General features: G+C 71.9%; 27 protein-coding genes and 1 pseudogene. 11 read left to right on the forward strand and 17 right to left on the reverse strand.

Features of this window, described 5'->3' with window-relative positions; genetic code table 11:
• Window positions 1-39: 39 nt before the first annotated feature.
• Entirely contained in the window at window positions 40-687 is a 648-nt protein-coding gene (locus BKA14_RS21220; protein WP_239092807.1) for a superoxide dismutase family protein, read from the reverse strand.
• 162 nt (window positions 688-849) lie between these two features.
• Between BKA14_RS21220 and BKA14_RS21225 the strand changes: the two genes are divergently transcribed.
• Window positions 850-1,785, forward strand: coding sequence for a carbohydrate kinase family protein (locus BKA14_RS21225; protein WP_184952650.1), 936 nt, complete (start codon window positions 850-852; stop codon window positions 1,783-1,785).
• Here the strand turns inward: BKA14_RS21225 and BKA14_RS21230 are convergent.
• Genes BKA14_RS21230 through BKA14_RS21245 form a run of 4 tightly spaced genes read right to left on the reverse strand, consistent with a single transcriptional unit; the run spans window position 1,760 to window position 4,249 of the window.
• Complete coding sequence (locus tag BKA14_RS21230; protein ID WP_184952651.1) at window positions 1,760-2,152, reverse strand: thioesterase family protein; 393 nt, start codon at window positions 2,150-2,152, stop codon at window positions 1,760-1,762. The two genes, BKA14_RS21225 and BKA14_RS21230, sit on opposite strands and share 26 nt — an antisense overlap.
• A gap of 16 nt (window positions 2,153-2,168) precedes the next feature.
• Window positions 2,169-3,524 (reverse strand): PH domain-containing protein, encoded by a 1,356-nt coding sequence (locus BKA14_RS21235; protein ID WP_184952652.1) that lies wholly within the window; start codon window positions 3,522-3,524, stop codon window positions 2,169-2,171.
• Window positions 3,521-4,015 (reverse strand): PH domain-containing protein, encoded by a 495-nt coding sequence (locus BKA14_RS21240; RefSeq protein WP_184952653.1) that lies wholly within the window; start codon window positions 4,013-4,015, stop codon window positions 3,521-3,523. The genes BKA14_RS21235 and BKA14_RS21240 overlap by 4 nt, the downstream gene beginning before the upstream one ends.
• 9 nt (window positions 4,016-4,024) lie before the next feature.
• Entirely contained in the window at window positions 4,025-4,249 is a 225-nt protein-coding gene (locus tag BKA14_RS21245) for a hypothetical protein (RefSeq protein ID WP_184952654.1), read from the reverse strand.
• Between the two features lie 256 nt (window positions 4,250-4,505).
• On the opposite strand from BKA14_RS21245, the gene BKA14_RS21250 reads away from it, so the two are divergent.
• From BKA14_RS21250 to BKA14_RS21260, 3 genes are read left to right on the forward strand one after another with little or no spacing between them, the layout of a single operon-like run.
• The gene (locus BKA14_RS21250) at window positions 4,506-5,624 is read left to right on the forward strand and encodes an AAA family ATPase (RefSeq protein WP_239092805.1); all 1,119 of its coding nucleotides are present in this window, start codon (window positions 4,506-4,508) and stop codon (window positions 5,622-5,624) included.
• Entirely contained in the window at window positions 5,606-6,598 is a 993-nt protein-coding gene (locus tag BKA14_RS21255) for a DUF58 domain-containing protein (protein ID WP_184952655.1), read from the forward strand. The genes BKA14_RS21250 and BKA14_RS21255 overlap by 19 nt, the downstream gene beginning before the upstream one ends.
• A complete protein-coding gene (locus BKA14_RS21260; RefSeq protein ID WP_184952656.1) occupies window positions 6,595-7,545 on the forward strand; it encodes a 26S proteasome regulatory subunit RPN10 in 951 nt (316 codons plus the stop codon). Before BKA14_RS21255 ends, BKA14_RS21260 begins: the two co-directional genes overlap by 4 nt.
• Here BKA14_RS21260 and BKA14_RS44255 read toward each other — a convergent pair.
• From BKA14_RS44255 to BKA14_RS21285, 6 genes are all read right to left on the reverse strand, one after another.
• The gene (locus BKA14_RS44255; protein WP_260416567.1) at window positions 7,542-7,670 is read right to left on the reverse strand and encodes a hypothetical protein; all 129 of its coding nucleotides are present in this window, start codon (window positions 7,668-7,670) and stop codon (window positions 7,542-7,544) included. The two genes, BKA14_RS21260 and BKA14_RS44255, sit on opposite strands and share 4 nt — an antisense overlap.
• A 232-nt stretch (window positions 7,671-7,902) precedes the next feature.
• Complete coding sequence (locus tag BKA14_RS21265; protein WP_239092804.1) at window positions 7,903-8,724, reverse strand: alpha/beta hydrolase; 822 nt, start codon at window positions 8,722-8,724, stop codon at window positions 7,903-7,905.
• Between the two features lie 329 nt (window positions 8,725-9,053).
• Window positions 9,054-9,455: a hypothetical protein gene (locus tag BKA14_RS21270; protein ID WP_184952658.1), complete on the reverse strand. Its 402-nt coding sequence runs from the start codon at window positions 9,453-9,455 to the stop codon at window positions 9,054-9,056.
• A gap of 10 nt (window positions 9,456-9,465) precedes the next feature.
• Complete coding sequence (locus tag BKA14_RS21275; protein ID WP_184952659.1) at window positions 9,466-9,954, reverse strand: hypothetical protein; 489 nt, start codon at window positions 9,952-9,954, stop codon at window positions 9,466-9,468.
• 21 nt (window positions 9,955-9,975) lie between these two features.
• Complete coding sequence (locus BKA14_RS21280; protein WP_184952660.1) at window positions 9,976-10,626, reverse strand: response regulator; 651 nt, start codon at window positions 10,624-10,626, stop codon at window positions 9,976-9,978.
• Window positions 10,623-11,831 (reverse strand): sensor histidine kinase, encoded by a 1,209-nt coding sequence (locus BKA14_RS21285; protein WP_239092803.1) that lies wholly within the window; start codon window positions 11,829-11,831, stop codon window positions 10,623-10,625. The genes BKA14_RS21280 and BKA14_RS21285 overlap by 4 nt, the downstream gene beginning before the upstream one ends.
• Before the next feature lie 87 nt (window positions 11,832-11,918).
• Between BKA14_RS21285 and BKA14_RS21290 the strand changes: the two genes are divergently transcribed.
• From BKA14_RS21290 to BKA14_RS21310, 5 genes are read left to right on the forward strand one after another with little or no spacing between them, the layout of a single operon-like run.
• Entirely contained in the window at window positions 11,919-12,623 is a 705-nt protein-coding gene (locus BKA14_RS21290) for a beta-ketoacyl-ACP reductase (RefSeq protein ID WP_184952661.1), read from the forward strand.
• 29 nt (window positions 12,624-12,652) lie between these two features.
• On the forward strand, window positions 12,653-13,420 hold the full coding sequence (fabI, locus tag BKA14_RS21295) for an enoyl-ACP reductase FabI (RefSeq protein WP_184952662.1): 768 nt from the start codon (window positions 12,653-12,655) through the stop codon (window positions 13,418-13,420).
• 20 nt (window positions 13,421-13,440) lie between these two features.
• Window positions 13,441-14,466: a ferrochelatase gene (locus BKA14_RS21300; RefSeq protein WP_184952663.1), complete on the forward strand. Its 1,026-nt coding sequence runs from the start codon at window positions 13,441-13,443 to the stop codon at window positions 14,464-14,466.
• Complete coding sequence (locus BKA14_RS21305; RefSeq protein WP_184952664.1) at window positions 14,466-15,245, forward strand: HAD-IIA family hydrolase; 780 nt, start codon at window positions 14,466-14,468, stop codon at window positions 15,243-15,245. Before BKA14_RS21300 ends, BKA14_RS21305 begins: the two co-directional genes overlap by 1 nt.
• Window positions 15,246-15,253: 8 nt before the next feature.
• Window positions 15,254-15,652, forward strand: coding sequence for an MmcQ/YjbR family DNA-binding protein (locus BKA14_RS21310; RefSeq protein WP_239092801.1), 399 nt, complete (start codon window positions 15,254-15,256; stop codon window positions 15,650-15,652).
• Here the strand turns inward: BKA14_RS21310 and BKA14_RS21315 are convergent.
• The 4 genes from BKA14_RS21315 to BKA14_RS21330 are packed head-to-tail and all read right to left on the reverse strand — an operon-like array spanning window position 15,603 to window position 19,852.
• Window positions 15,603-16,484, reverse strand: a complete 882-nt coding sequence (locus BKA14_RS21315; protein WP_184952665.1) for an SDR family NAD(P)-dependent oxidoreductase — start codon at window positions 16,482-16,484, stop codon at window positions 15,603-15,605. The two genes, BKA14_RS21310 and BKA14_RS21315, sit on opposite strands and share 50 nt — an antisense overlap.
• A gap of 43 nt (window positions 16,485-16,527) precedes the next feature.
• Complete coding sequence (locus tag BKA14_RS21320; RefSeq protein WP_184952666.1) at window positions 16,528-18,756, reverse strand: RCC1 domain-containing protein; 2,229 nt, start codon at window positions 18,754-18,756, stop codon at window positions 16,528-16,530.
• Window positions 18,756-19,325 (reverse strand): hypothetical protein, encoded by a 570-nt coding sequence (locus BKA14_RS21325; RefSeq protein ID WP_184952667.1) that lies wholly within the window; start codon window positions 19,323-19,325, stop codon window positions 18,756-18,758. The genes BKA14_RS21320 and BKA14_RS21325 overlap by 1 nt, the downstream gene beginning before the upstream one ends.
• Before the next feature lie 50 nt (window positions 19,326-19,375).
• Window positions 19,376-19,852 carry a DUF6174 domain-containing protein gene (locus BKA14_RS21330; protein ID WP_184952668.1) on the reverse strand — a complete coding sequence of 159 codons (477 nt, stop codon included), beginning with the start codon at window positions 19,850-19,852 and terminating at the stop codon, window positions 19,376-19,378.
• A gap of 101 nt (window positions 19,853-19,953) precedes the next feature.
• Here BKA14_RS21330 and BKA14_RS21335 point away from each other — a divergent pair, with 101 nt between their 5' ends.
• Window positions 19,954-20,373, forward strand: coding sequence for a YciI family protein (locus tag BKA14_RS21335; protein ID WP_184952669.1), 420 nt, complete (start codon window positions 19,954-19,956; stop codon window positions 20,371-20,373).
• Window positions 20,370-21,596, forward strand: a complete 1,227-nt coding sequence (locus tag BKA14_RS21340) for an RNA polymerase sigma factor (RefSeq protein ID WP_239092799.1) — start codon at window positions 20,370-20,372, stop codon at window positions 21,594-21,596. Before BKA14_RS21335 ends, BKA14_RS21340 begins: the two co-directional genes overlap by 4 nt.
• On the opposite strand, the gene BKA14_RS21345 is transcribed toward BKA14_RS21340, so the two are convergent.
• Both BKA14_RS21345 and pulA read right to left on the reverse strand, forming a co-directional pair.
• Window positions 21,570-22,334, reverse strand: a complete 765-nt coding sequence (locus BKA14_RS21345) for a class I SAM-dependent methyltransferase (RefSeq protein ID WP_184952671.1) — start codon at window positions 22,332-22,334, stop codon at window positions 21,570-21,572. The genes BKA14_RS21340 and BKA14_RS21345 overlap by 27 nt on opposite strands.
• Before the next feature lie 89 nt (window positions 22,335-22,423).
• A pseudogene (gene pulA, locus BKA14_RS21350) lies at window positions 22,424-25,255 on the reverse strand (pullulanase-type alpha-1,6-glucosidase); the annotation flags it as partial.
• Between the last annotated feature and the right edge of the window lie 10 nt (window positions 25,256-25,265).

The following is a 25,265-nucleotide window of genomic DNA, read 5'->3' on the forward strand; positions in this document are numbered from 1 at the left end:
GGTCCGCCCCCGACGTTACCGTCTGCCCGGCCGAACGCTTCACCGCTCCGGCAGGGTCAGGCACGCCACGCGCGGGCCCGCCGTCCCCGCCACCCCGTCGCCGGTCTTGGTGGTCTGCGCGTGCAGGATCAGCGACCGCGCCGACTGACCGGCCGGGAAGGTCCACTTCAGCAGCGCCGCCGACGACGCCTCCCCGTAGCCGTCGACCGTGAAGTCGAGCCAGACCTCGTTCCGCGGGTTCGCGTACGAGGGATCCACCGACGGCTTGGACGGGTCGGCCTGGTGCTGGTAGTGCGGTCCGGCCGCGTCCGGCACGGCGGTGCACGGCATCGTGTGCAGGTGGGCCCCGTACGCCCGGCGGGGAATCAGCCCGGCCGCCGTGAGCCGCACCTCCATGGCCTGGGTGTTCTGGGCGATGGCGACCGAGGCCGTAGCGCCCGGCGGGACGACCGCGGGGTCGTACGTGATGGCCGTGGAACCCGGCTTGTACGGCAGGAACGTGCCGGAGGCGGCCGTGTCGGGGTTCCAGGTGCCGGCCGGGGACGGGCTGGGCGCGCCCTCGTAGACGGTCCAGGCCGAGCCGGTGGCGGTCACCGCGACGGGCTGGGTGGGTCCGACGTCCACCGAGTTCGTGCAGCCAGCGATCATGGTCAGGGGAACGGCGAGGGCGAGTACGCGGGTCAACATGTCACGATCATCCCAAAAGCGGACAAAATTACCGAGCACTGGCGCTGCGCGTTCCCGGACGGAAGGCTGTTCAGCATTACGGGCGCATGACAGCGGGCTCGTGAGAGCGGGGCGCGTGACAGCGGGCGGCTGACGCCCGGGAGGGTAACAGGAGGAATGGCAATGGGCTATGCGGTGGTGCTCGGCGAGGCGCTGATCGACCTCCAGGAGGCCGAGCACGACGGCGAGGTGGTCTATCGCCAGGCGATCGGTGGCGCGCCGCTCAACGTGGCCGTCGGCGCGACCCGGCTCGGCGGCCAGGTGGAGTACGTCGGCTCGCTCAGCGACGACGTGCTGGGCAACCGGATCGCGGTGTTCCTGAACGAGAAGGGTGTCGGCACGAAGGGCGTGAAGCGGGTCGCCGTGCCCACCACGCTGGCCGTGACGACGTTCGTGGGGGCCGAGCCGACCTTCACCTTCTACGGCGAGCCGCCCTCGTACGCGCTGCTCGGCCCGGCCGACCTCGACACCGCCACGGTGGCCGGGGCCGACGTCGTCTACACGGGCTCGATCTGCCTGCTGCGCGAGCCGTTCCGGGCCGCCGCCCGCGCCGCCTGGGCCGTGCCCGGGCCGCTGCGCGTCTTCGACCCCAACGCGCGGCCCACCCTGCTGCCCGACGGCGCGGCGGTGACCCACCTGCGCGAGCTGTCCGAGGAGTTCTTCGCCACGGCCGACCTGGTCAAGCTGAGCGCGGCCGACGCCGAGGTGCTCTACGACGGGGCCACGCCCGAGCGGGCCGCCGAGCGGATCCGCGCCCTGGGGGCCAAGGCCGTCGTCGTCACCGCGGGTTCCGAGGGCGCCTACATCAACGCCGCCGACGGGGCCACGATGCTGGCCGCGCCCAAGGTGGAGGCGGTCGACGCCACCGGCGCCGGCGACTCGGTGATGGGCGCCCTGGTCCGCCGCCTGCTGGCCGACGGGCTGCCCAAGGATCTCCAGGGCTGGCAGCGCCACGTGCAGTTCGCCCTGCACGTGGCCGCGCTGGTCTGCGAGCGCCGCGGTGGCGCGGTGGCCATGCCGACCCTCGGCGAGGTCAGCTCCCGTTGGCCTTCGCTATGAATCGCTGACGGTCCAGCAAAGCGCGCTCTACCCGCACCTCGGCCACGAGCGTCTCGCCCTCGCGCACCACGACCTCGAAATGCAGCTTGCGGCCGTCCACTTCGGCCAGCGTGGCCAGCGCGTGCACGTGGCGCCCGACCGGTGTGGGCGCCAGGTGGGAGATCTCGGCGCGCACACCCACCGTGGTGACCCCGCCCGGGATCAGGCGGGCGGTGGCGGCGACGGTGGCTGCCTCGGCCAGGGCCAGCACGCGCGGCGTGCCCAGCACGGGCACGTCGCCCGAACCCACCGCCTGGGCGGTGTCGGCGTCGGTGACGGTCAATTCCACCCGCGCGCTGAGACCGGGCGAGAACTCCGGAAACTCCATCCCCCGAGCTTAAGGCTTAGGGCGTCAGCTGCTCGCGGGCGTGGCGGGCGCGCACGGCCAGTTCGGCGGCCAGCGCGTACGCCTCGGCGAGATCCCTGTCCTTGGCCTGGCCCGCGCGCCCACGGGCGGTGTCGGCGTAGACGGTGGCCAGCCCGGTCATCCGCTGCAGCGGGCCCTGCACCACCCGTACGCTCTGCAAGCGCGCGTACGGAACGATGTGCATCTCGCGGGTGAGCAGCCCCCACCGGCTCACGAAGACCTCGGGGGTGAGCCCGACCCCGATCGAGCGCAGCGAGAACGGGTTGAGCCAGCGCGCCCGGGACGGCGGCGGCGAGGTGGCCAGCCCGGCCAGGTCGACGCCGGGCAGCACCTCCCACACCAGTGCCCGCGCGGTGGCGAACTCCCCCACCGGCAGCAGGCGGTCGGAGCGTTTCGAGTCACCGCTGCCCGGCTCGCCCGCATACCCGGCGATGTCGAGGCGCAGGTGCAGCCAGCCCTGCCCCCGCCACAGCAGCGGCCAGGTGGCCCCGATGGCCTGCACCCGGTTGAGCGGCACGACCTGGTTGCGTGTCTCGAGCAGCCCGTAGCGCACCGAGAGGCGGTCCTCCGGGTCCCGGGCCAGCCGGAAGTCCCAGTCCTGCAGCACGCGCCGCACCGGCTGCAGCAGCACACCGGCCATGGCGGTCACGGTGCTGGCGATGCCGATGAAGGTCCACGACCCCTCCAGCACGAACTGCAGCACCACGAAAGCCACGCCGACGGGCAGGAAGAACGCTTGCGGGGTGAGCAGCTGACTGACGACCAGATCACGGTTGTTGACCCGCATCAGCGGGCGTTCCAGGGCGGGCGCGGCGGGCGCCTCGGCGTCCGGCTGGTCGGCAGGCGTTTCCCCTGCCCTCGTACGGCCGGCCAGACGCAGCAGCCGCTCCCGGAGGGTGGCCGCCTCCTTGACCGTGAGGAAGGCCAGCGGGGCTTCCGTCTTGCCCCCGCCGATCACCTCCAGGCGCAGCTCGGCCAGCCCGGTGAGCTGGGCCAGCAGCGGGCGGCGGAGCTCCACCGCCTGCAGCCGTTCGAGCGGGATGGCCCGGTTGCGCCGCCACACGACGCCGTCGGAGATGCGCAACTCGCGCCCGACCACCTGATATCCGGTGGTCAGCCAGCCGACGATCGAGAAGATCACGACGCCGACCGCGATGACCGCCACCACGATCGCGAACCGTTCCAGCCCGACCTGGGACAGCGTCTGCCAGGAGAGCGCGGCCACGATGACGGTGATGCTCTTGGCACCGTGCAGCAGCGGGCTGAGCGGGTGGAGGCGGCGGCGCGGCTCGGGCTCCGCGACCGCCGTTCCCGGGGGCTCGGTGGCGGTCACAGGCCTTCGGCCCGGTCCTCGCCGAGCGCGGTCAGCCTGTCCCGCAGACGGGCCGCCTCGGCCGGCGGGAGCCCGGGGATGCGCGCGTCGCTGGCCGCCGCGGCCGTGTGCAGCTGCACCGTGGCCAGCCCGAACGCCCGTTCGAGGGGGCCCGCAGTGACGTCGACGAACTGCATCCGCGCGTACGGGACGATGGAGAGGCGCCGCACCAGCAGGCCGTGCCGCACGAGGAGGTCGTTGTCGCGCTCGGCATAACCCCAGGCGTGCACGGCCCGGACGGTGACGAACGAACGCCAGATCGCATTGAGCACGATCAGCGCGATGCCCAGTTGCCACAGCCAATGGCCCTGCAGCACGAGACCGACGCCGAGCCCGGCCACGACGATCAGGGTCCAGGCCCAGCGGACGATCAGCTCCACAGTGATCAGCTTCGGCGAGACCGGGCGCCAATCCACGGTGTCGGGCCAGGGCGTGAGGGCGTCGACGGTCACTGTTCGACCCTACGAGATCGATGCGTCGGACGCTGCACCGAAGGGCGTCACTTCGCGCAGGAATCCGCGGACGTCGAGGAACTGACCGAGCGTGGGCCGATGATCGTCGCAGGCCAGCCACGTCTTGCGGTAATCCGGGGTGTGCAGCTTGGGGTTGTTCCACAGAAGCTGCCACGTGGCGTGCGCGCGGCATCCTTTGGCGGAGCACTGCGCATAGGATGGGCCGTCGTCCATGCCCTCTAGAGTATTGAGCGCCGGGCGACCACGGGGGAAGCCGCCCGGCGACGTGGAGAATGTTACACGCTTCCGGCCTCGGCGCATCCTCCCGGCGTGGGTGCCCGTTCCGGCGCATCGCGCAGAAAGATCGACACCTCCGGTCCATGGCGAGGCGCCCGCCCGGCGCGTAATGCGACACCACGGGCGCGCTCTCAGGTCGGTCGTGTAAGTCTTGAGCGTCGGCAGACGACTTTTCGACCGCTGTGGAGGACCGGTGGCTCAGCCGCTCACGCCCGAGACCGAGACGAATTCCGGTGGCGGCGCGCCCGTTCCGCCCGCGCAGGACGCGTCCCAGCTCGAGCGCGCGATGTTCGAGGTCAAGCGGGTGATCGTCGGCCAGGACAGGATGGTCGAGCGGATGTTCGTGGCGCTGCTGGCGCGCGGGCACTGCCTGCTCGAGGGTGTGCCCGGCGTGGCCAAGACGCTCGCCGTGGAGACGCTGGCCCGGGTGGTGGGCGGCTCGTTCTCGCGCGTGCAGTTCACGCCCGACCTGGTGCCGGCCGACATCGTGGGCACCCGCATCTACCGGCAGTCGAGCGAGAAGTTCGACGTCGAGCTGGGCCCGGTGTTCGTCAACTTCCTGCTGGCCGACGAGATCAACCGTGCGCCCGCCAAGGTGCAGTCGGCGCTGCTCGAGGTCATGGCCGAGCACCAGGTGTCGATCGGCGGCACCAGCCACGAGGTGCCCACCCCGTTCCTCGTGATGGCCACGCAGAACCCGATCGAGCAGGAGGGCGTCTACCCGCTGCCCGAGGCGCAGCGCGACCGCTTCCTGATGAAGATCCTGGTGGGCTATCCGACCGACGCCGAGGAACGCGAGATCGTCTATCGGATGGGCGTGAGCGCGCCCGAGCCCAAGACGGTCTTCACCACCGAGGACCTGCTCGGCCTGCAGCGCCGCGCCGACCAGGTGTTCGTGCACAACGCGCTGGTCGACTACACCGTACGGCTGGTCCTGGCCACCCGCGCCCCGGCCCAGCACGGCATGCCCGACGTGGCCCAGCTGATCCAGTACGGCGCCAGCCCGCGCGCCTCGCTCGGCATCGTCCGCGCCACCCGGGCGCTGGCCCTGCTGCGCGGCCGCGACTACGCGCTGCCGCAGGACGTGCAGGACATCGCGCCCGACATCCTGCGCCACCGGCTGGTGCTCAGCTACGACGCGCTGGCCGACGACGTGCCGGCCGACCACATCGTGGCCCGCATCATGCAGAGCGTCCCGCTGCCCTCGGTGGCCGCCCGGCAGGGCACGTCGCCCAACGGCAGCCACCCGGCCGCCCCGGTCAGCGGCGGCCCGCAACCCCAGAACGGTGCCCCGTGGCCGGCCCAGCACTAGGCGCCGAATCGGGCACGGGCCGCGCCGAGGCCGTCCTCTCCCGCTTGCAGCTGCTGGTCACGCGCAAGCTCGACGGCCTGCTGCAGGGCGACTACGCGGGTCTGCTGCCGGGGCCGGGCAGTGAGGCCGGCGAGTCCCGCGAATACCGGCCGGGCGACGACGTGCGCCGGATGGACTGGCCGGTCACCGCGCGCACGACCCTGCCCCACGTCCGCCGCACGGTGGCCGACCGGGAACTCGAGACCTGGATGGCGATCGACCTGAGCGCCAGCCTCGACTTCGGCACGGCGGCGATGCTCAAACGCGACCTGGTGCTCGCGGCGGCCACGGCGATGGCCCATCTGACCGTACGGGGTGGCAACCGCATCGGCGCCGTCGTGGGCACGGGCACCGGGTCGGTCGCGGCATCCTCCCGTCGCCGGTGGCGCGCCCGGCCCGAGCCGGAGCCGGCCACGTCCTCGGTCGTCCGGATGCCCGCCCGCCCCGGCCGCAAAGAGGCTCAGGGCCTGCTGCGCGCGATCGCCGGCACCCACATCCGCCCCGGCCGCACCGACCTGGGCGCCTTGATCGACATGCTCAACCGGCCCCCGCGCCGCCGCGGCGTGGCCGTGGTCATCTCCGACTTCATGGCCCCCGTGGACGGCTGGTCCCGGCCCGTCCGCAAGCTCGGTGTGCGCCACGACGTGCTCGCGATCGAGGTCGTCGACCCGCGCGAGCTGGAACTGCCCGACGTCGGCGTGCTCACCCTGGCCGACCCCGAGACGGGCGCGCTGCACGAGGTGCAGACCGCCGACCCCGCGCTGCGCCGGCGCTACGCTGAAGCGGCCGCCGAGCAGCGCGGCGCGATCGCCGGGGCCCTGCGCGCGGCCGGCGCCGCCCACCTACGCCTGCGCACCGACACCGACTGGCTGCTGGACGTGGTCCGTTTCGTGGCCGCCCAGCGACACGCACGCACCCGGGGGACGACCCGATGATCCGTTTCCTGGAGCCGTGGTGGCTCCTCGCAGTGCTCCCGGTGCTGGCCTTCGCCGGCCTCTACACGTGGCGGCAGTTCCGCAAACGCCAGTACGCGATGCGCTTCACCAACGTCGACCTGCTGCGCACCCTCGCCCCCAAGGGCCTGGGCTGGCGCCGGCACGTCTCCGCGGCCGCGTTCATCCTGTCCCTGCTGACCCTGGGCACGGCCCTGGCCCGCCCGTCCGTCGACAAGGAGGAGCCGCTCGAACGGGCCACCGTCATGCTGGCCATCGACGTGTCGCTGTCGATGGAGGCCGACGACGTCGCCCCCAACCGCATCGAGGCGGCCCAGGAGGCGGCCAAGGCGTTCGTCAACGAGCTGCCCCCGACGTACAACCTGGGTCTGGTCTCCTTCGCCAAGGCGGCCAACGTGCTGGTGCCGCCGACCAAGGACCGCTCACAGGTCAACTCGGCGATCGACGGCCTGACCCTGGCCGAGGCCACCGCCACCGGTGAGGCGGTGTTCACGTCGCTCGACGCGATCCGGGCCGTGCCGGCCGACGGGGCCGACGGCGCTCCCCCGGCCCGCATCGTGCTGCTCTCCGACGGCTACCGCACGTCGGGCCGCTCGATCGAGGACGCGGCGACCGCGGCGTCGCAGGCCAACGTGCCGGTCTCGACGATCGCCTTCGGCACCGACACCGGCGTGGTCGACATCCGGGGCGCGTTGCAGCGGGTGCCGGTCGACCGGCTGTCGCTGCAGCAGCTCGCCGAGAACACCAAGGGCTACTTCTACGAGGCGGCCTCGGTCAGCGAGCTCAAGCAGGTCTACGAGGACATGGGCAGCTCGATCGGTCACCGGGTGGAGCCCCGCGAGGTCACCCAGTGGTACGCGGGGCTGGCGTTGCTGCTGGGGCTGGTGGCGGCCGCCCTGTCATTGCTGTGGACGTCGAGGCTGCCTTAGGGCGTGCTGTGCGCGAGCACGAACAGCACGACCACGTACATGGCGGCCACGGTGAAGGTCAGGGGCGCGATGAGCTTCTTCATGGGGACTTCTCCGCTCGCTCGTGAGGTGGCGTAACAGCGCACGTCACGTCGCGGCCGGCACCCACGCATCCGGCGTCGCGGCGCACACGACTGGCCCGGCATGCCGTTGGCGGGCACACCGGTGGACGCGGGGCAGAGGGATCCTGTGTCAGCGGTCAGGCACGCTGACGGACGGCCCGGCCACGACTAGGAGGATCGCTATCTCGCACAGCGATCACCTCCAGCGAAGTCGTCGGCATCAGGACCGACCGGAACTGTACCCCTTAAGCGCCGCTTAAGAAACGTGGCCCGGTCCCTCGTGGCGAGGACCACCCGAGAGGACGATGTCGCCCACGGCCCTCAAGGTCGAGCTGCCCGGTACGAGATAGAAATCGTGCCCGGCGACCCCGTCGGTCGGCAGATTCCGGCCGCCGAAACCGGCCGAACTGGGCCGCCGCCCCAGGCCCAGGCCCAGCACCCGCACCTGCGGGATGCGCCGGATCCAGTCCGTCGGGGCCAGCGCCGACCACACCCGCGCGCCACCCAGGGCGTCCGCGTGATCCACCCCGATGCCCGGTGCGCCCAGCGTCACGACGTCGCCCACCTCGGGCAGCCGTTGCGCGGCCAGGCCGGCCACGATCGAGCCGTAACTGTGCCCGATCAACGTCACCGCCGCGCCCGGCCGCTGCCGCACGACGTCCCGCACGAAGGCAGTCAGAGCGGCGGCGCCGTCCCGGGCCCGGCCCTCGGTGGCGGCGGCCACCCCGACACCCTCCGGTGGGTCGTAGCCGAGCCACGCGACGACCGCGGTGCGCGGGTCGCGCTTGCTCAGGGCCGCGTACAGGTTCCGAGCCTGCACGCCCGGCGCGCGGCGCGGCACCCCGCCCAGCCCGCGGTCGAAGTCGGCCAGCGTGGTGTCCACCCCGGGCACCAGGATCGCCACCCGCTCGGCCGTGGCCAGATCGCCGAGCACCTCGACGGCGCGGCCGTCGCCGGCCGGGTCGAACTGCAGGAAGTGGCGGCCCTGGGCGGCCCAGTCCGCGTACGGGCAGCCGGCGGCCAGCATGCGCACCGCCGTCTCCCGGTAGGCCGCCGCGAAAACTGTGGACGGTGACACGGGGCCTGTGGACAACTTCGAGCCCGAAATCAGGCCTGTGGACAACGCGGCGCCCGCCGCGGCGAAAGGCGATAGGGTCCCCACCCTGGGTGGGGGGCCGGCGGCGGCCGCGGCGGCGGGGACGGCTGCGGCGAGAACGAAGACGCTGGTCAGTGCGGAGGCGAGCGGCAGGATTCGCATGCCGTGGAGCGTCCGGCCGAGGTGCCCCGCAAATCGTCACACCACAGTCCGCAGCGGCGGGTGCTACCCCGGTATGAGTGCGGCGACGCCGGACGGCCGTCCGGCCGGGGCCACCTCGGCCCCGGCCGGACGATCACCTACGGGACGTGTCAGGCGATGCACGACTTGAGTCCGGCGAGGGAGACGCCGAGGCCGACCCACGACTTCCAGTTGCTCCCCTTCTTCTTCACCACCGTCAGAGTGGACTGCCCGGTCCCGACGACGGCGATCACGCATTCCACCCAGCCCGCGTTCTTGGGTTTCGCCACCGTGCCGGCGCCGGTGAGGCGAATGCTGTCGACCTGGTTCCCGTTGATGTATTTCTTCAGGTAGGACCCTTTGCAGGTGCTCAGCTTGACTCCCGGCTTCAAGGTGTAGCTGGACCCGTTCTGCAGAATGCAGATGTAGGAGTACTGCCCGGTGGGCTCGGCGTGGGCCGCCGCCGGGGCCATCAGGATCATCGAGCAGATCGCGGCCAGGGCCACGGCGAATCGGGACAGAATTGTCTTCACGGAAAGCTCCTTACCGGCCCTGCCGGGCGGGGCGGACGATGCGGGTCAGATTGACGAAGGTGGGGTTCACGGCCGGGTTGAACCGGATGTCCTGGCCGGGCGCGAAGGGGGTGTCGGCTCGGCCGGGGACCTTCACCACGCCGCCGTAGACGCCGGCTTGCAGGCGGTAGACCCCCACTTTGTTGAAATCACTCTTTCCGATCTTGGCGAAGCAAATGGTGGCCCCGCCTCTCAGGAACACTTTGACGTTGTTCGGGTCGCCGCACGGAACCTGGCCGGCGGAGGCCGGGGCGGCAATCCCGAGGACCGCGATGAAAGCGGCAGCGGCGAGCCCCGGGGCGCCGATTCTTTTTCGCACGCGGATGCACCTTCCCGTTGGAAGCGTCAGGGGCGGCGCGAAACCGGAAGGGGAGTCACGAGGCGGTTTTTCCTCGCGCCGGAATTCGCGCCGGAAGCCAGCAAAGCGCAACCGCGCATATGGCCCGTACATGATCCGCACACAGCGGCGGCGGTACCGGGTTCAGGAGGGGCTGACCAGCCCGGTCTCGTAGGCGAAGACGACGGCCTGGGCCCGGTCGCGCAGGTTGAGCTTGGCCAGGATGCGTCCGATGTGGGTTTTCACCGTCTGCTCGGCCACGATCAGCTCTTCGGCGATCTCCTGGTTGGAACGGCCCCGCGCGATCAGCAGCAGCACGTCGGTCTCGCGGGACGTGAGGGCGTTCAGGGCCGCCGGCTTGGGCCGGTCGGTCACCGGGCGGGCGGCGAACTCGGCGATCAGGCGGCGGGTGACCTTGGGCGCGAGCAGGGCCTCACCGGCGGCCACGACCCGTACGGCGTTGATCAGGTCGGCGGCCGGGGCGTCCTTGAGGAGGAAGCCGCTGGCTCCGGCCCGCAGCGCGGCGTAGACGTAGTCGTCCAGGTCGAACGTGGTCAGGATGACGATGCGGGGGCCGTCGGGGGACGACAGCCGCCGCGTGGCCTCCAAGCCGTCCATCACCGGCATGCGGACGTCCATGAGAACCACGTCGGGGCGCAGCTCGCGGGTCCGGGTCACGGCCGCCGCGCCGTCGGCGGCGTCCCCGACGACCAGCATGTCGGGCTGGGCGGCGAGCAAGGCGCCGAAGCCCTCGCGCACCATCGCCTGGTCGTCCGCGATCAGCACCTTGATCACTGCTGCTCCCCCCGGGGCAGGACCGCCCGTACGACAAAATGATCACCCTCGGCCGCCGCGGAGAGGGTGCCGCCGAGCAGCGCCGCCCGCTCGCGCATGCCGGCCAGCCCGTGGCCGTGCCCGTGGGTGGCCGGGACGGGGCCGCCGGTCAGTTTGTTGCTGATGGTGAGTTCGACGCGGTCGTCGTGGCCGCGGGCGTCGACGGTCACCGGCCCCCCGGGCGCGTGCCGGGCCGCGTTGGCCAGGGCTTCCTGCACGATCCGGTACGCCGCCAGGCCCACCGTCTCGGGCAGGTCGGCGACCCCGGCGACGGTGAGTCCGACTTCCAGCCCGGCCCCCCGCGCGGTCTCGACGAGGGTGGCCACCTCGGCCCAGCCGGGCTGCGGCGTGAGCGGCACCTCGCCCTCCTCGGCCCGCAGCACCCCGAGCAGCCGCCGCATGTCGGTCAGGGCCTCCCGGGCCGTGCCCGCGATCGTGGCCAGTTCCTCTTTCGCCGAGTCCGACAGGTCGCCCACGCGGTAGGGCGCGGTCTCGGCCCGTACGGCGATCATCGACATGTGGTGGGCGACCACGTCGTGCATCTCGCGGGCGATCCGCGTTCTTTCCTCCAGTACGGCCCGTTTGGCCCGCTCGAGCTCGGTGAGCTCCTCCTTCTCGGCGAGCAGGTCCCGCGTACGGCGTCGTCTCGAGACGATGTCGCCGAGCGCCGCGATGGCCACGAGCAGGACGGCCGCGCCCCAGGCGTTCGCGTACGGGGAGTAGACGAACACCGGGATCAGGCTGAGCGCGACGGCCCAGATCGTCAGCGCCGACTCCTCGCTGACCGCCAGCCGGCCCAGCACGAGGAGGAAGCCGAGGAGCTGGACGGTGTTCCACGGCCAGGAGTCCTTGGGGTCGGCCTGCACGGAGCCGAGGAAGAGCATGAGGAAGCCGGCCCGCCACGCGATCACGGGCAGGCGGAAGGTGATCACCACGGGCAGCACCGAGCCCACCGCGATGATCACGACCCAGAGCCGGTCGAGCCCGCGGCCGTCCAGCGCCGCGCCGGCCGCGAAGGCCAGACCGGTCAGGGCGAGCAGGCCCAGCGGGATCGCGTACGTCCAGAATTGTCCCTGGAGGGCGGGAGCGGCCCTTTCGCGTGACCACAACAGGCGTCTGAGCGGCCCCGTGGCATTGCGCCGGGTCACCGGGCCGATAGTCTCCACCCCGGCAGGTTACGGCGGTATCACGCCGCCGTCGTGCCCCCGTGGTGCCAGCCGGCACCCCCTACCTGGGTATGAGGAGCGAAGGTCGTGGCGCGCACGGTACTGGTGACAGGCGGCAACCGGGGCATCGGCCTCGCGATCGCGCGGGCGTTCGCCGAGCAGGGCGACCGGGTCGCGGTCACGCATCGCGGCAGCGGCGCCCCGGAGGGCCTGTTCGGGGTGCAGTGCGACATCACCGACCCGACGCAGGTCGACGCGGCGTTCACCGAGGTCGAGAAGGAGCTGGGCCCGGTCGAGGTGCTGGTGGCCAACGCGGGCATCACCGACGACACGCTGCTGCTGCGGATGAGCGAGGAGCAGTTCGAGCGGGTCGTCGACACGAACCTGAAGGGCTCGTTCCGGGTCTCCAAGCGGGCCAGTTCCAAGATGCTGCGGGCCAAGTGGGGACGCATCATCTACATCTCGTCGGTGGTCGGCCTGTACGGCGGCCCCGGTCAGGTGAACTACGCGGCGAGCAAGGCCGGCCTGGTCGGCATGGCCCGCAGCATCACTCGTGAGCTGGGCAGCCGCAACATCACGGCGAACGTGGTGGCGCCCGGGTTCATCGAGACGGAGATGACAGCGGTCTTGTCGGAGGCCCGGCAGGCAGAGATCATCAAGGCGGTTCCGGCGGGCCGGCTCGCCAGTGCCGACGAGGTGGCGGCCGTGGTGACGTTCGTGGCGAGCGACGCCGCCGCGTACATCAACGGCGCGGTCATCCCCGTCGACGGCGGCCTCGGCATGGGCCACTGAACACCTAGATAAGAGGAGCATCAAGCACTGTGTCTGGATTGCTGGCCGGCAAACGGCTGCTCATCTCCGGCATCATCACCGACGCCTCGATCGCGTTCTCGGCGGCCAAGATCGCTCAGGAGAACGGGGCGACCGTCGTGCTGACCGGTTTCGGCCGGTTGTCGCTGGTCGAGCGGATCGCCAAGCGGCTGCCCGAGCCGGCTCCGGTGATCGAGCTCGACGTGACCGACCCCGAGCACCTGGCCGCGCTGCCCGACAAGGTGCGCGAGCACGTCGACGGGCTCGACGGGGTGCTGCACTCGATCGCGTTCGGCCCGCAGAGCGTGCTGGGCGGCGAGTTCCTCAACGCGCAGTGGGAGGACGTGGCGAAGGCGCTGCACGTCTCCACGTACTCGTACAAGTCGCTCGCGGTGGCCTGCCTGCCGCTGATGCAGTCCGGCGGCAGCGTGGTCGGGCTCACGTTCGACGCGACCAAGGCGTGGCCGGTCTACGACTGGATGGGCGTGGCCAAGGCGGGCCTGGAGTCGGCCAACCGCTACCTGGCGCTGCACCTGGGCGGCCAAGGCATCCGCAGCAACCTGGTCAGCGCGGGCCCGCTGCGCACGATGGCGGCCAAGTCGATCCCGGGCTTCGAGCAGTTCGAGAACGCCTGGGCCGACCGGGCGCCGCTGGGCTGGGACCTGCACGACACGTCAGCGGCCGGCAAGGCGATCTGCGCCCTGCTCTCCGACTGGTTCCCGGCCACGACGGGTGAGGTTGTGCACGTCGACGGGGGCTACCACGCGCTGGGGGCATGAGCCGGTGACAGTATGGACAGGTGGTTTATGACGCCTTCGTCCTGCTGTCCTTCGGCGGGCCCGAGAAGCCCGATGACGTGATGCCGTTCCTGCGCAACGTGGTGCGCGGGCGGGGAGTTCCGGACGAGCGCCTGGCCGAGGTGGCGGAGCACTACTACCACTTCGGCGGCGTCTCGCCGATCAACCAGCAGTGCCGGGACCTCCTCGCCGCCGTGCGCACCGAGTTCACCGGGGCCGGGATCGACCTGCCGGCGTACTGGGGCAACCGGAACTGGCAACCCATGCTGGCCGACACCGTGGCGCAGATGCGCGACGACGGGGTCACCCACGCGCTCGGGTTCGCCACCAGCGCGTACGGCGGCTACTCGTCGTGCAAGCAGTACTGGGAGGACATCGCGAACGCCCGGGCCAAGGTCGGTCCGGGCGCGCCGGTGATCTCCAAGCTGCGCCAGTTCTGGGATCACCCCGGTTTCGTCGAGCCCCATGCCGACGCCGTACGGTCGTCGCTGGCCACCCTGGACGAGGGCCGGCGAGCCACGACCCGGCTGGTGTTCACCGCCCACTCCATTCCGAGCTCGATGGCCCGGACGGCCGGCCCCGACGGCGGACGCTACGAGGCCCAGCTCCTCGAGACGGCCCGCCTGGTGCACGCCGCGGCCGCGCCCGAGCTGGAGTGGGATCTGGTGTGGCAGAGCCGTTCCGGCCCGCCGCAGGTGCCGTGGCTGGAGCCCGACATCAACGACCACCTCGAGGCGCTGGCCGCGCGGGACGTCACCGACGTGGTGGTCAGCCCCATCGGTTTCGTCTCCGACCACCTCGAGGTGCTCTGGGATCTCGACAACGAGGCGGCCGACACGGCCAAGCGGCTCGGCCTGGGGTACGCCCGCGCCGCCACCCCGGGCATCGATCCGCGTTTCGTCTCCATGGTCCGGGAACTCGTGCAGGAGCGCACCGACCGCGCGCCCCTGCGCAGGCTCGGTACGCTGCCGGTCTGGGACGACTGCCCGGTCCCCTGCTGCCCACCCCCACAGCGACGAGGAGCATGATGCCTGAGCGCAAGGCCATCGAGAGCTGGCTCACCGACATGGACGGTGTGCTCGTTCACGAGGGCGTGCCGGTTCCGGGCGCCCCCGACTTCGTGAACCGGATGAAGACGTCGGGCAAGCCCTTCCTGATCCTGACCAACAACTCGATCTACACGCCCCGCGACCTGCAGGCCCGGCTCAACCGCATGGGCTTCGACGTCCCGGAGCAGTCGATCTGGACGGCGGCCCTGGCCACGGCGCAGTTCCTGTCCGACCAGCGGCCCGGCGGCACGGCGTACGTGATCGGCGAGGCCGGGCTGACCACGGCCATGCACGCGTCGGGTTACGTGCTGACCGAGTTCGACCCGGATTATGTGGTGCTGGGCGAGACCCGCAACTACAGCTTCGAGCAGATCACCAAGGCGATCCGGCTGATCGGCGGCGGCGCCAAGTTCATCTGCACGAACCCCGACGCGACCGGCCCGTCCAACGAGGGCGCGCTGCCCGCGGCGGGCTCGGTGGCGGCGATGATCTCGAAGGCGACCGGCGTCGAGCCGTACTTCGTGGGCAAGCCCAACCCGATGATGATGCGCTCGGCGCTCAACACGATCGAGGCCCACAGCGAGTCCACCGCCATGATCGGCGACCGGATGGACACCGACGTGCTGTGCGGGCTGGAGGCCGGCCTGGAGACCATCCTCGTGCTGACCGGCATCAGCACCCGCGAGGAGGCCGACCGCTACCCGTTCCGCCCGTCCCGCATCGTCAACTCGGTGGCCGACCTGATCGACGAGATCTAGGCTCCGCCGTGGCGCACCCCGTCATGTTCGACGAGTCGGATCCGATGCTGCACCGCGTACGGGAAATCGCCCTCGGCTTTCCCGACGCGGCGGAGAAGATCTCGCACGGGCATCCGGCGTTCTACACGACCAAGGTCTTCGCCTACTACGGCGGCAGCCTCAAGGTCGGCGGCGAATGGGTGCGCCACGACTCCTCGCTGCTGGTGCTGCTCGACCCCGACGAACGCGACGCGCTGGCCGGCGAGCCGCGCTGCTACCGGCCGGCCTACCTCGCGCCGTCGGGCTGGCTCGGCATCCACCTCGACGCCGGCACCGACTGGGCCGAGATCGCCGAGTTGATCGACGCCAGCTACCGCCTTACCGCAGGCCCGCGGCGGGTCGCCCGGCTGGACGCCCGGGCAGGTTGAGACCGGTCAGCTGGGCTGACAAGTCCCACAGCTTGGCCGCCTCGGGGGCGTCGGTCGGGTATTCGGGGGTCGGTTCGAGGTCGCGGCAGTAGGCGCCGCCGCGGGTCACGGGGGTGGTGGCGGCCCAGACCGGGGTGGCGGCGCCCTGCTCGGGGGTCAGGAACAGGCCGGGGATGGCGGTGCCGTCCGCGTCGACCCAGCCCGCGTCGACCATCTCGGCCCGGGTCAGATGACGCTGCAGCGGGGTCAGCACCCAGCCGGGGCTGGCCGAGAACGCCCGTACGCCGTGCGGCGCGCCCAGCCGGTCGAGCTGGTACGCGAACAGGATCGTGGCCAGCTTGGACTGGGTGTAGGCGGCCCACTTGTCGTAGCCGAGCTCGAACTGCACGTCACCCCAGCGGATGCGGTCGTCGGGGGAACGGCCCGAGGCGACCATCACCACCCGGGCGTCGCCCGCGGCCAGCAGGGCCGGCCACAGGTGCATGATCAGGGCGTAGTGGCCGAGGTGGTTCGTGGCGAACTGGGCTTCCCAGCCGGGGCCGACGCGGGTCTCGGGGCAGGCCATCACGCCCGCGCTGCCGATCACGATGTCGGCCCGCTCGACGGTGGCGGCGAAGGCGCGCACCGAGTCGAGGTCGGTGAGGTCCATCGGGCGGACGTCGAGGTCGTCCGCGGTGAACGGGCGGCGGGCCGGCACGATCACGTGGGCGCCCGCGGCGGCCAGGGCCCGGGCGGCGGCCCGGCCGATGCCGGAGGCGCCGCCGGTCACCACGGCGGTCTTGCCGGTCAGGTCGGTTCCGGAGAGCACGTCACTGGCGGTAGGTGCGGTCATGACACCGCACGGTAGGGGTTCGAGCGCGCTCGAAGTCAAGTCGTCAGTAGGCGATCAGCCCCATCAGGTGGGAAGCGGCCCCGGCGGCCAGGGGGCGGCCGGTCAGACCGAGCCGCACCGGTGTCAGCTGGTCGCCGAAGGTGGAGCCCAGGCCGAGCTGACCCCGGCCGTTCGAGCCCCAGCACCAGACGGAGTTGTCGGCGCGGACCCCGCAGGTCGACGGGTTGATGCCGTTGACTTTGCGCCACGCGCTCGACCCGGTCGTCTGAGTGGGCACGTACTTGTCGGCGGTGCTGTTGTTGCCGAGCCGGCCGTTCCAGCCGGTGCCCCAGCACCACAGGGTCCCGTTGGTCTTGAGGGCGCAGCTGTGGTCGGCACCGAGGCCGACCCACATGTAGCCGCCGGTGCCGGAGACCGCCGTCGGGGTGAGCGCGGGCGGCGCGCCGGAGCCCAGGCCGAGCCGACCGCTGCCGTCGCTGGCCCAGCAGTAGATCTTCGTGTCGGTGCGCAGCGCGCAGACGTGCTGGTGGCCGGCGCTGACCTGCACCCAGCCGGTCGCGGCGGGGCTGGTGACCGCCACCGGCGTGGTCTGGGGTGTGCCCTGGACGCCCTGTCCCATCTCACCGAAGGCGTTCTGGCCCCAGCAGTACATGGTGCTGTCGGACCGGACGGCGCAGGTGTACAGGGCACCCGCCGACACGCTGGTCCAGCCGGTGGCCGGGTTCATGATCTGCACGGGGCTGTTCTGCTGGATGTTGTTGCCCTGCCCGGTCTGCCCGTAGCTGGCCGATCCCCAGCACCACATGGTGGTGTCGGTGCCCACCGCGCAGGCGTGATAGCTGCCCGCGGTGACCTCGCTGAACGTGGTGCCGGCGGTGGTCGTGACCGGGGTGGGCAGGAAGTGGTTGACGTTGTCGCCCGCGCCGAGCCGGCCGGCGTTCTGCTGACCGAAGCAGTAGAGCGCCCCGGCGTCCCGGATGGCGCACAGGAACTGGTCGCCGGTCGCGGCCTGGTGCCACGTCGTGCCGGTGCCGATCCGGGTGGGCAGGAAGAGCGGGAGCCCGGTCACCCCCCAGCACCACAGCGTCCCGTCGGTGCGGATGGCGCAGGTGTGGTTGGCGATCTCGCCGGGCGCCACGGCCGACCACACCGAGGCGCCGATCTTGACCGGGGAGAGCTGGTCGGTGACCCCGCCGTCGCCGACCTGGCCCCAGTTGTTCGCGCCCCAGCAGTAGAGCGAGTTGTCGGTTCGCGTGCCGCAGGTGTGCGCGGCCCCGGCCGAGATCGACCGCCAGGTGGTGGCCGTGCCGACCGGCGCCGGACCGGTCGTCGTGCTGCTGGCCGTGCCTCCGCCCAGCCGCCCCGACCCGCCGAACCCCCAGCAGTAGAGCTGGCTGATCAGGGTGAGAGCGCAGGTGTGGTCCGCCCCGGCCGTGACGGCGGCCCAGGTGCCCAGGACGGTCATCGGCGACGAGTAGGACGTGCTGTTGAGCTGGCCGAGCCGGTTGAAACTGCCGTTGCCCCAGCAGGACAGGGTGCTGCCCTGCAGACCGCAGGCGTGCTGGGCGCCCAGCGCGACGGCGGTCCATCCGCTGCCCGCGACCTGCAGCGGGGTGCTGGACGAGGCGGGTGTGGTCGAGCCGATCCCCAGCTGGCCCTGCGCGTTCGTGCCCCAGCAGTAGAGGCTGCCGTCGGTACGGGTGGCGCAGGTGAACTGGGTTCCGGCCGACACCGTCGCCCACCCGGTGGCGGCGGGCGACGTCACCTGCGTCGGCACCTTGGCCGAGGTGGTGGCCGTGCTCTGCGCGAGCTGCCCGGAGCCGTTGGCGCCCCAGCACCACAGGGTGCTGTCGGACTGGATGCCGCAGGTGTGGGTGGATCCGGCGGCCACGGCGGTCCAGTCAGCCGAGCCGACCTGCAACGGCGTGTAGTGCGCGGCCGTGTCGTTGACGCCCTGCTGCCCGCTGCCGTTGTTGCTGCCCAGGCAGAAAAGTTTGCCCCCGGCGATCCCGCACGTCAGACGGTCGCCGGTCGTGGCCGACGTCCAGGTGGTCCCGGTGCCGATCTGGGTCGGGGTCAGCTGCCAACCGCCGTTGTCGCCCCAGACGTAAAGGGCGCCGTTGATCGAGAAGTCGGTGTCGGCGCTGACCGTGTTGCCGGTGTTGGTGATGGTCGAGGTGAAGACGGCCCACGCGGGCACGGCGCCGGCCCCGGCCAGGACGACCACGACGGCCACCACGGCCGCGAGGACGCGCCGGGGGCGGGACACCATCAGCGGGCGTCCCAGCTGAACGTGTGCGTCACCGTCTGCCCGAGGGCGGCCGCGGAGTCCAGCACGTCGACGCTGAGCTGATACCAGTGGGCCTCGTTGGTGGCCCAGTTGAGCTTGGGGTCGGTGAGGCCGGCCGCCGGGTAGGTTGCCACGGTGCCGCTGTAAAGCACTCCCGGGCCGAGCGAGTTGTAATCGGTGGCGTCCGGGGTGAAGCCGGTGCAGCCGGGGAACGAGCCGGTCACGCCGGAGCCGCGGGTCACCGACAGCATGAGGTAGTTCTCGAGGCCGGTGCCCCCGGTCGTGGCGCCGACCATCTTGATCGTGGAGGGCAGCGTGCCCTCGTACGTGACCCGGATGCACCGGCTCGGCGCGACACCGGGGCGCAGGGCGGTCACGGTGAACATGGTCTGGCCGCCGGAGTTGTCGGTCAGGATCACCGATCCCGCGGCGTACTGGTTGCCCGAGTTCGCGGTGCCGCCCCGGAAGGCCGACCAGGCGGTGTTCGCGAGGCTCAGCCCGGCGAGCACGAGGCCCACGATCAGGATGGCCCGGAGGCCGCGACTCCTCACCTCTCACCGATCGGCACCTTACGCGGCCGATGTAGGCCAAACCGCCGTAATCACGACACGGCGTAGTCGCTGACGTTCCAGCACTCGGGGCCCTCGCCGACGTCGATGCTGACCTTGACCGGGTGGCCGTCGGCCGTGTCGTACGTCGTGGCCACCTCGGCGCCGTCGTCGGTGGCGGTCTTGGCCATCTCGACCAGCTCGCTCAGCGTGAAGGCCTCGATCTCCTCGCCGCTGTCGCCGGTGGCCGGGCCCAGATCCTCGTCGGCGCCGGCCGAGGGGCTCACGGCGGTGGCGTCGAGCCGGTCGGCCGACGAGACCACGCCCGAGGCCACCTTCACCTGGTAACGGCCGAGCGGCTGGGCGGCGTCGCAACCCCTGGTCAACACGTACGAGTAGGAGGCGGGCTCGCTCCACGCCGGAGGTGACGCCGCGGTGGTGCCGGTCGGGGCGGGCGACGGGTCGGACGACGTGCAGCCGGCGGCCAACGCCACCAGCGCCACGGCCCAGGGAAGCTTTCGGAGCAGCACGCGGAAAAATTTAGCGCACCGTGTCGATCCCCGATCCGGCCGTTCGACCTGGGGATGAGAAGGTCGGCAGGCGACCGGAGCGGAACAGGGAGAAAGCCACCATGGCGAAGTACATGCTGATCATGCGGAACACCGACGAGGGCTTGGCCCAGATGGTCAACACGTCGTTCGACGAGATGCTGGAGACGGTCGGCCGCTTCAACGAGGAGCTGATCAAGGCGGGCGTGCTGGTGGCCGCCGAGGGCCTCGACGACGCCGCGCAGGGCGTGGTGGTCGACTACTCGGGCGAGACCCCGGTCGCCACCGACGGTCCCTACGGCGAGACGAAGGAGCTGTTCGGCGGCTTCTACATCCTCGACGTGAAGACCCAGGAGGAGGCGGTCGAGTGGGCCAAGCGGATGCCCGCCTTCCCCGGGGCGAAGACCGAGATCCGCCGGGTGCCCGGCATCGAGGAGTTCCCGCAGGACAACGAGTGGATCAAGAAGGAGCGGGCCTGGCGCGAGCAGACCGGCCAGCTGTGAGCACAGTCGAGGCCGTCTGGCGGATCGAGTCGGCGCGCATCGTGGGCGCGCTGACCCGGTACACCGGGGGCGACCTCGAGCTGGCCGAGGACGTCGCGCAGGAAGCGGTGGCCGAGGCCCTCGAGAAGTGGCCACGCGACGGCGAGCCGGACAACCCGGTCGGCTGGCTGCTGGCCACCGCCCGGCGGCGGGCGATCGACGCCTTCCGCCGCCGGGCGGCCCGCGACCAGAAATACGCGCTGCTGGCCGAGGCGGACACCGACGGCGGCGACGGGCACCTGTGGGATCCCGACCGGATCGACGACGACGTGCTGTCGCTGATGTTCGTGGCGTGTCACCCGGTGCTCTCCCCCGAGGCCCGGGTGGCGCTGACCCTGCGCACGGTGGGCGGGTTGTCCAGCGAGGAGATCGCCCGCGCGTTCCTGGTGCCGGTGCCGACGATCCAGGCCCGCATCACCCGGGCCAAGAAGACGATCGCGGCCGCGCGGGTGCCGTTCGCGGTGCCGCCGGCCGACGAGCGGAAGCGGCGACTGGGCGGTGTCCTCAGCGTCCTCTACGTGATCTTCACCGAGGGGTCCACGGCCACCGCGGGCGACAGCCTGCTGCGCCAAGACCTCGCGTACGAGGCGTTACGGCTGGCCCGCACGCTGGCCGCGCTGCTGCCCGGTGAGCCCGAGGTGTTCGGGCTGATCGCGTTGTGCGAGCTCACGGCGTCGCGCTTCGGAGCCCGTACGGGTCCCGGCGGCGAGGCGATCCTGCTCGAGCAGCAGGACCGGCGCCGCTGGGACTTCTCGGCGATCCGGCGCGGGCTGGCGGCGCTGGGGCAGGCCACGGCGGCCGGTCGTGGTCTGGGCCCGTACGGGTTGCAGGCCGCCATCGCCGCCTGCCACGCGAGCGCGGCCTCGGTCGCCGAGACCGACTGGGAGCGGATCGTGCTGCTCTACGAGGCGCTGGGCCGGGTCGCGCCGTCCCCGATCGTCGAGCTCAACCGGGCGGTGGCGGTGGCGATGGCGAGCGGCCCGGCCGAGGCCCTGCTGCTGGTCGACGAACTGGTGGCGCGGGACCGGCTGCCCGGTTCCCACCTGCTGCCGACCGTACGGGGTGAGCTGCTGAGCCGGCTCGGCCGCGCCCGTGAGGCCCGGGCCGAGTTCGAGCTGGCCGCGCGGTTGTGCGGCAACGAGCAGGAGCGCAAGGTGCTACTCGGCAAGCTCGAGAACCAGTAGGTCGCTCTCCTCCTCGACGGGCCGCGGGCTGCGCTCGGCCCGCACGGCCGCCTCGAGGGCCTCGAAGCCGACGGCGATCTCCTCCTCGGTGAGCCGCTCGAACGCCGACGAGCCTCGCAGCTTCAGCTTCTCCTCGTATTCGCCGAGGCTGGTGGCGATGCGTTCCTGCACCCGCTCGACGGTGACGAGCCGCAGCCCGGCCGCGGCGAACGTGTCGAGCAGCGGGTCGAGCCGGGGGAAGACCTGCTCGTCGATGAGCCGGATGCCGGGGAAGTAGTCGTACCACGGCAGGGCCGGCATGCGGTCGGGGAACAGGCTGCGGATCAGCACGCGGCCGCCGGGGCGCAGCACCCGCGCGATCTCGGCCGCGGCCACGGCGTGGTCACGCACGTGATGCAGCACGAGGAAGAGCAGCGCGAGGTCGCAGCTGCGGTCGGGCAGCGGGATCGCGGTGGCCGAGCCGGACAGATACGTCACCTGGTCGTGCGCGGCGTGCTGCTCGGCCGCGGCGCGCATGCGGTCGAACGGCTCGACGCCCCAGACCGGCCCGCCGAACTCGGCGGCCAGCGCGGGGGTGAAGCGGCCCGTGCCCGAACCCAGGTCGAGCACGGGCAGCGGCCGGCGCGGCGGGGCGTGCCGCGCGAAGACGTGCACCCACTCGGTCAGCGTCTCGGGCGGCAGCGCGCGGGCACGCGCATAGACCCGGTGCTGTCTTTCGTCGTAGTTCACCTCGCGCACAGTCCCCGCCTCCCTGCGCCCATTCTTCGCTGTCGAAGCCGTCCACGACACCCCGGGTGCCGGGTCGCGACCGGACTCACAGCACAGGCTCAGGTCGCGTCGAGCACGAATACAGCCACCGAACGGGACGGAACGGTCAGGTCGGCCCCGGACGCGGTGGCCGTACGCAGCAGCGGGTCGGCCGATTCGATGAGCTCGGGATGCGGGCGCAGACCCGCCACTGCCCCCGGCAACGTCTGCACGGTCTCGGCCTCGGTGGCGTTGAAGACGACCACGATCCGGCTCCACCGGGGGTCGAGACCGGTGCCGTCGAGACTCATGACGATCACGCCGGGCGTCTCGCCGGGGCCGCCGAGCGGGAACGTGAGGCGGCGCTGCACCTCGTCGGCCGTGGGCAGCCCGAACACCGGCGACGAGCGGCGGATGCGCAGCAGCTCGCGGTAGCGCTCGGCGGTCAGCTCGATCACCTCGGGCGACGGCACCAGTGCCGGGTCGGCCAGCAGCGGGCCGGCCAGCGGCCAGCGGTCCTCGTTGTCCGCGGCGGGCGGCAGGCCCAGGCCGAACCCGTTGCCGAGGCGCGGATCCCAGCGGATCTGGTTGAACCAGTCGCCCGAGTCGAACGAGTTGCGGTCGAGCGACTTGGACCGCAGGCGCTCGCTGCCCAGCGCCACGAACCCGGCCCCCTGACCCAGCACGACCAGCGCCAGCGCGAGGACCTGGAGCCGGGCCCGCTCGATCGCGGGCGTGGTGATCGGCAGCTTGTACGCCATGGCGTCGTACAGGATCTCGTTGTCGTGGGCGTCGACGTAGTTGACGACCTCGCCCGGGGCGGTCGCGTAGCCGCTGGGCGCGCCGTTGTAGTCGACCTGGGCGCCACTCTGCTCGGACCCGAGGTGGTTGACGAACCGGTAGGCCGCGAGGCCGCCCGACAGGCCCACCTTGATCTGGTCGTGGACGATCAGCGGGGTCAGCGAGCCCAGCCCGGTGGCGAAGCCGGGCGTCGTGGGGTCGCCGAACGTGTGGCCGCCCCGGACGGCGTCGCGCAGCCGGTCGTTGAACGTGCCGATACCCGTGCCGGCCATGTTGACCTGCGTGGCCTGGGCGAAGCGGGCGTCGTCGGCCACCTCGCCGAAGTTCCAGCCCTCGCCGTACAGGTAGATCTGCTTGCCGTCGACGCCCTCGACGTCGGCCGTCAGGTGGTCGAGGTTGACCCGCACCTCGAGAATGTTGGCCCGCGGGTGGTGGCCCATGAGGTCGAACCGGAAACCGTCGATCTTGTATTTGCGGGCCCAGGTGACCACCGAGTCGACGACGAGCTTGCTCATCATCATGTGCTCGGGGGCGGTGTTGGGGCAGCAGGTGGACTCGGCGGTCGAGCCGTCGGCCAGCTGCCGGTGGTAGTAGCCGGGCACGAGGCGGTCGAGCACGCTGAAGCGGCCGGTGCCGTCGGCCATGGTGTGGTTGTAGACGACGTCGAGGACGACGCGCAGCCCGGCCTCGTTGAGCGCGGCCACCATGCGGCGGAACTCGAGGATGCGGGCCGGGCCGGCCGGGTCGACGGCGTAGCTGCCCTCGGGTGTCGTGTAGTGCCACGGGTCGTAGCCCCAGTTGTAGCCGTCGCGCGCGGCGATCGCGGCCACCTCGCGCTGCGGCTCGGGCGAGTCGGGCGGGAAGGCGGCCAGGTCGCAGGCGGGGGTGAGCTGGTCGGCGCGGCGGTCGGGCACGCTCGCGAAGTCGAAGGCGGGCAGCAGGTGCAGGTGGGTCAGGCCGGCCCCGGCCAGCGAGCGCAGATGGGTCATCGAGGCCGACTCGGGGTGGGTGAACGCCGAGTACGTGCCGCGCTCGGCCGGCGGCAGCGAGTGGTCGAAGATCGAGAAGTCGCGGATCGACACCTCGCTGATCTGCATCCGGGCCGGCGCGACCGGGGCCGGCTTGACCAGCGTGTCCCAGCCGGGCGGGGCCAGCCCGGGGTCGTCCAGGTCGACCAGCAGGCTGTGCGTGGAGTCGGTGGCCAGGGCCAGCGAGTAGGGGTCGGTGACGCTGGTGGTGATCACGCGCTGGGCCGCCGGGTGCCACACCTCGACGCGGTAGCGGTAGTAGCGGCCCATCCACTTGGGCTTGAGGCCGATCGACCACACGCCGGTCAGGTCGTCGCGCTCCAGGGGCAGGAGCTTCGGCTCGCCGGCGGGCGTCTTGAAGAGCTCGAGCTCGACCGTGCGGGCGGTGGGGGCCCACACCGACAGGCGCGGGCGGTCGTCGTCGAGCACCAGGCCGAGGTAGGCGTCGGCGGCATCGGCGTACAGGTCGTCGATGACCCCGGGGAGCTGCACTCCGGTGATCACGACGGCGGAGTCGCCGGCGTCGCGCCCGGTCACGAGGAGCTGATCGCGCAGCAGCTCGCTCAGGGCCGCGTCACCCATTTCCCGTACGGAGAAGGCCTTGTAGGCCCGCAGATGCGGGAAGCGCCGGCTCTGGGCCTGGAACAGGCCGCCCGGACGCGGCGTGAGGGGGTGCTCGCCGAGGAAGAACGTCTCGGCCCGGCCGGCGAGCGCGGCGGGCAGCGCGATCGTCGTGCGGTCGACGAAGACCGCGAGGGAACGGGCCGGGTCGAGCTCGGGCCCGAGGCTGCCCAGCTCGGGCCGGACCGGCTCCGTCGTGCCCGCGCGCAGCCAGATCTCGCGGGCCCGGGCCAGGTCGAGGCGCTGGTCGTCGGGCAGGTCCTTCTCGTCGCCGCGGTGCAGCACGTAGCGCAGGCCGATCGCGCCCTCACGGACGGGAATCTCGAAGACCGCGCCGAAGTCGTCGAACGAGACCGGAGCGAGCGGCTTGCGCCAATCCGGCTTGCCGAGCGCGCCCTCCCAGGAGTGCACACCCCAGCCGTCGTAGTCTCCGCCCGGACGCTGGTAGTGGATCACGACGCTGCTCACCCGG

This window comes from Paractinoplanes abujensis (assembly GCF_014204895.1).
Classification (GTDB): domain Bacteria; phylum Actinomycetota; class Actinomycetes; order Mycobacteriales; family Micromonosporaceae; genus Actinoplanes; species Actinoplanes abujensis.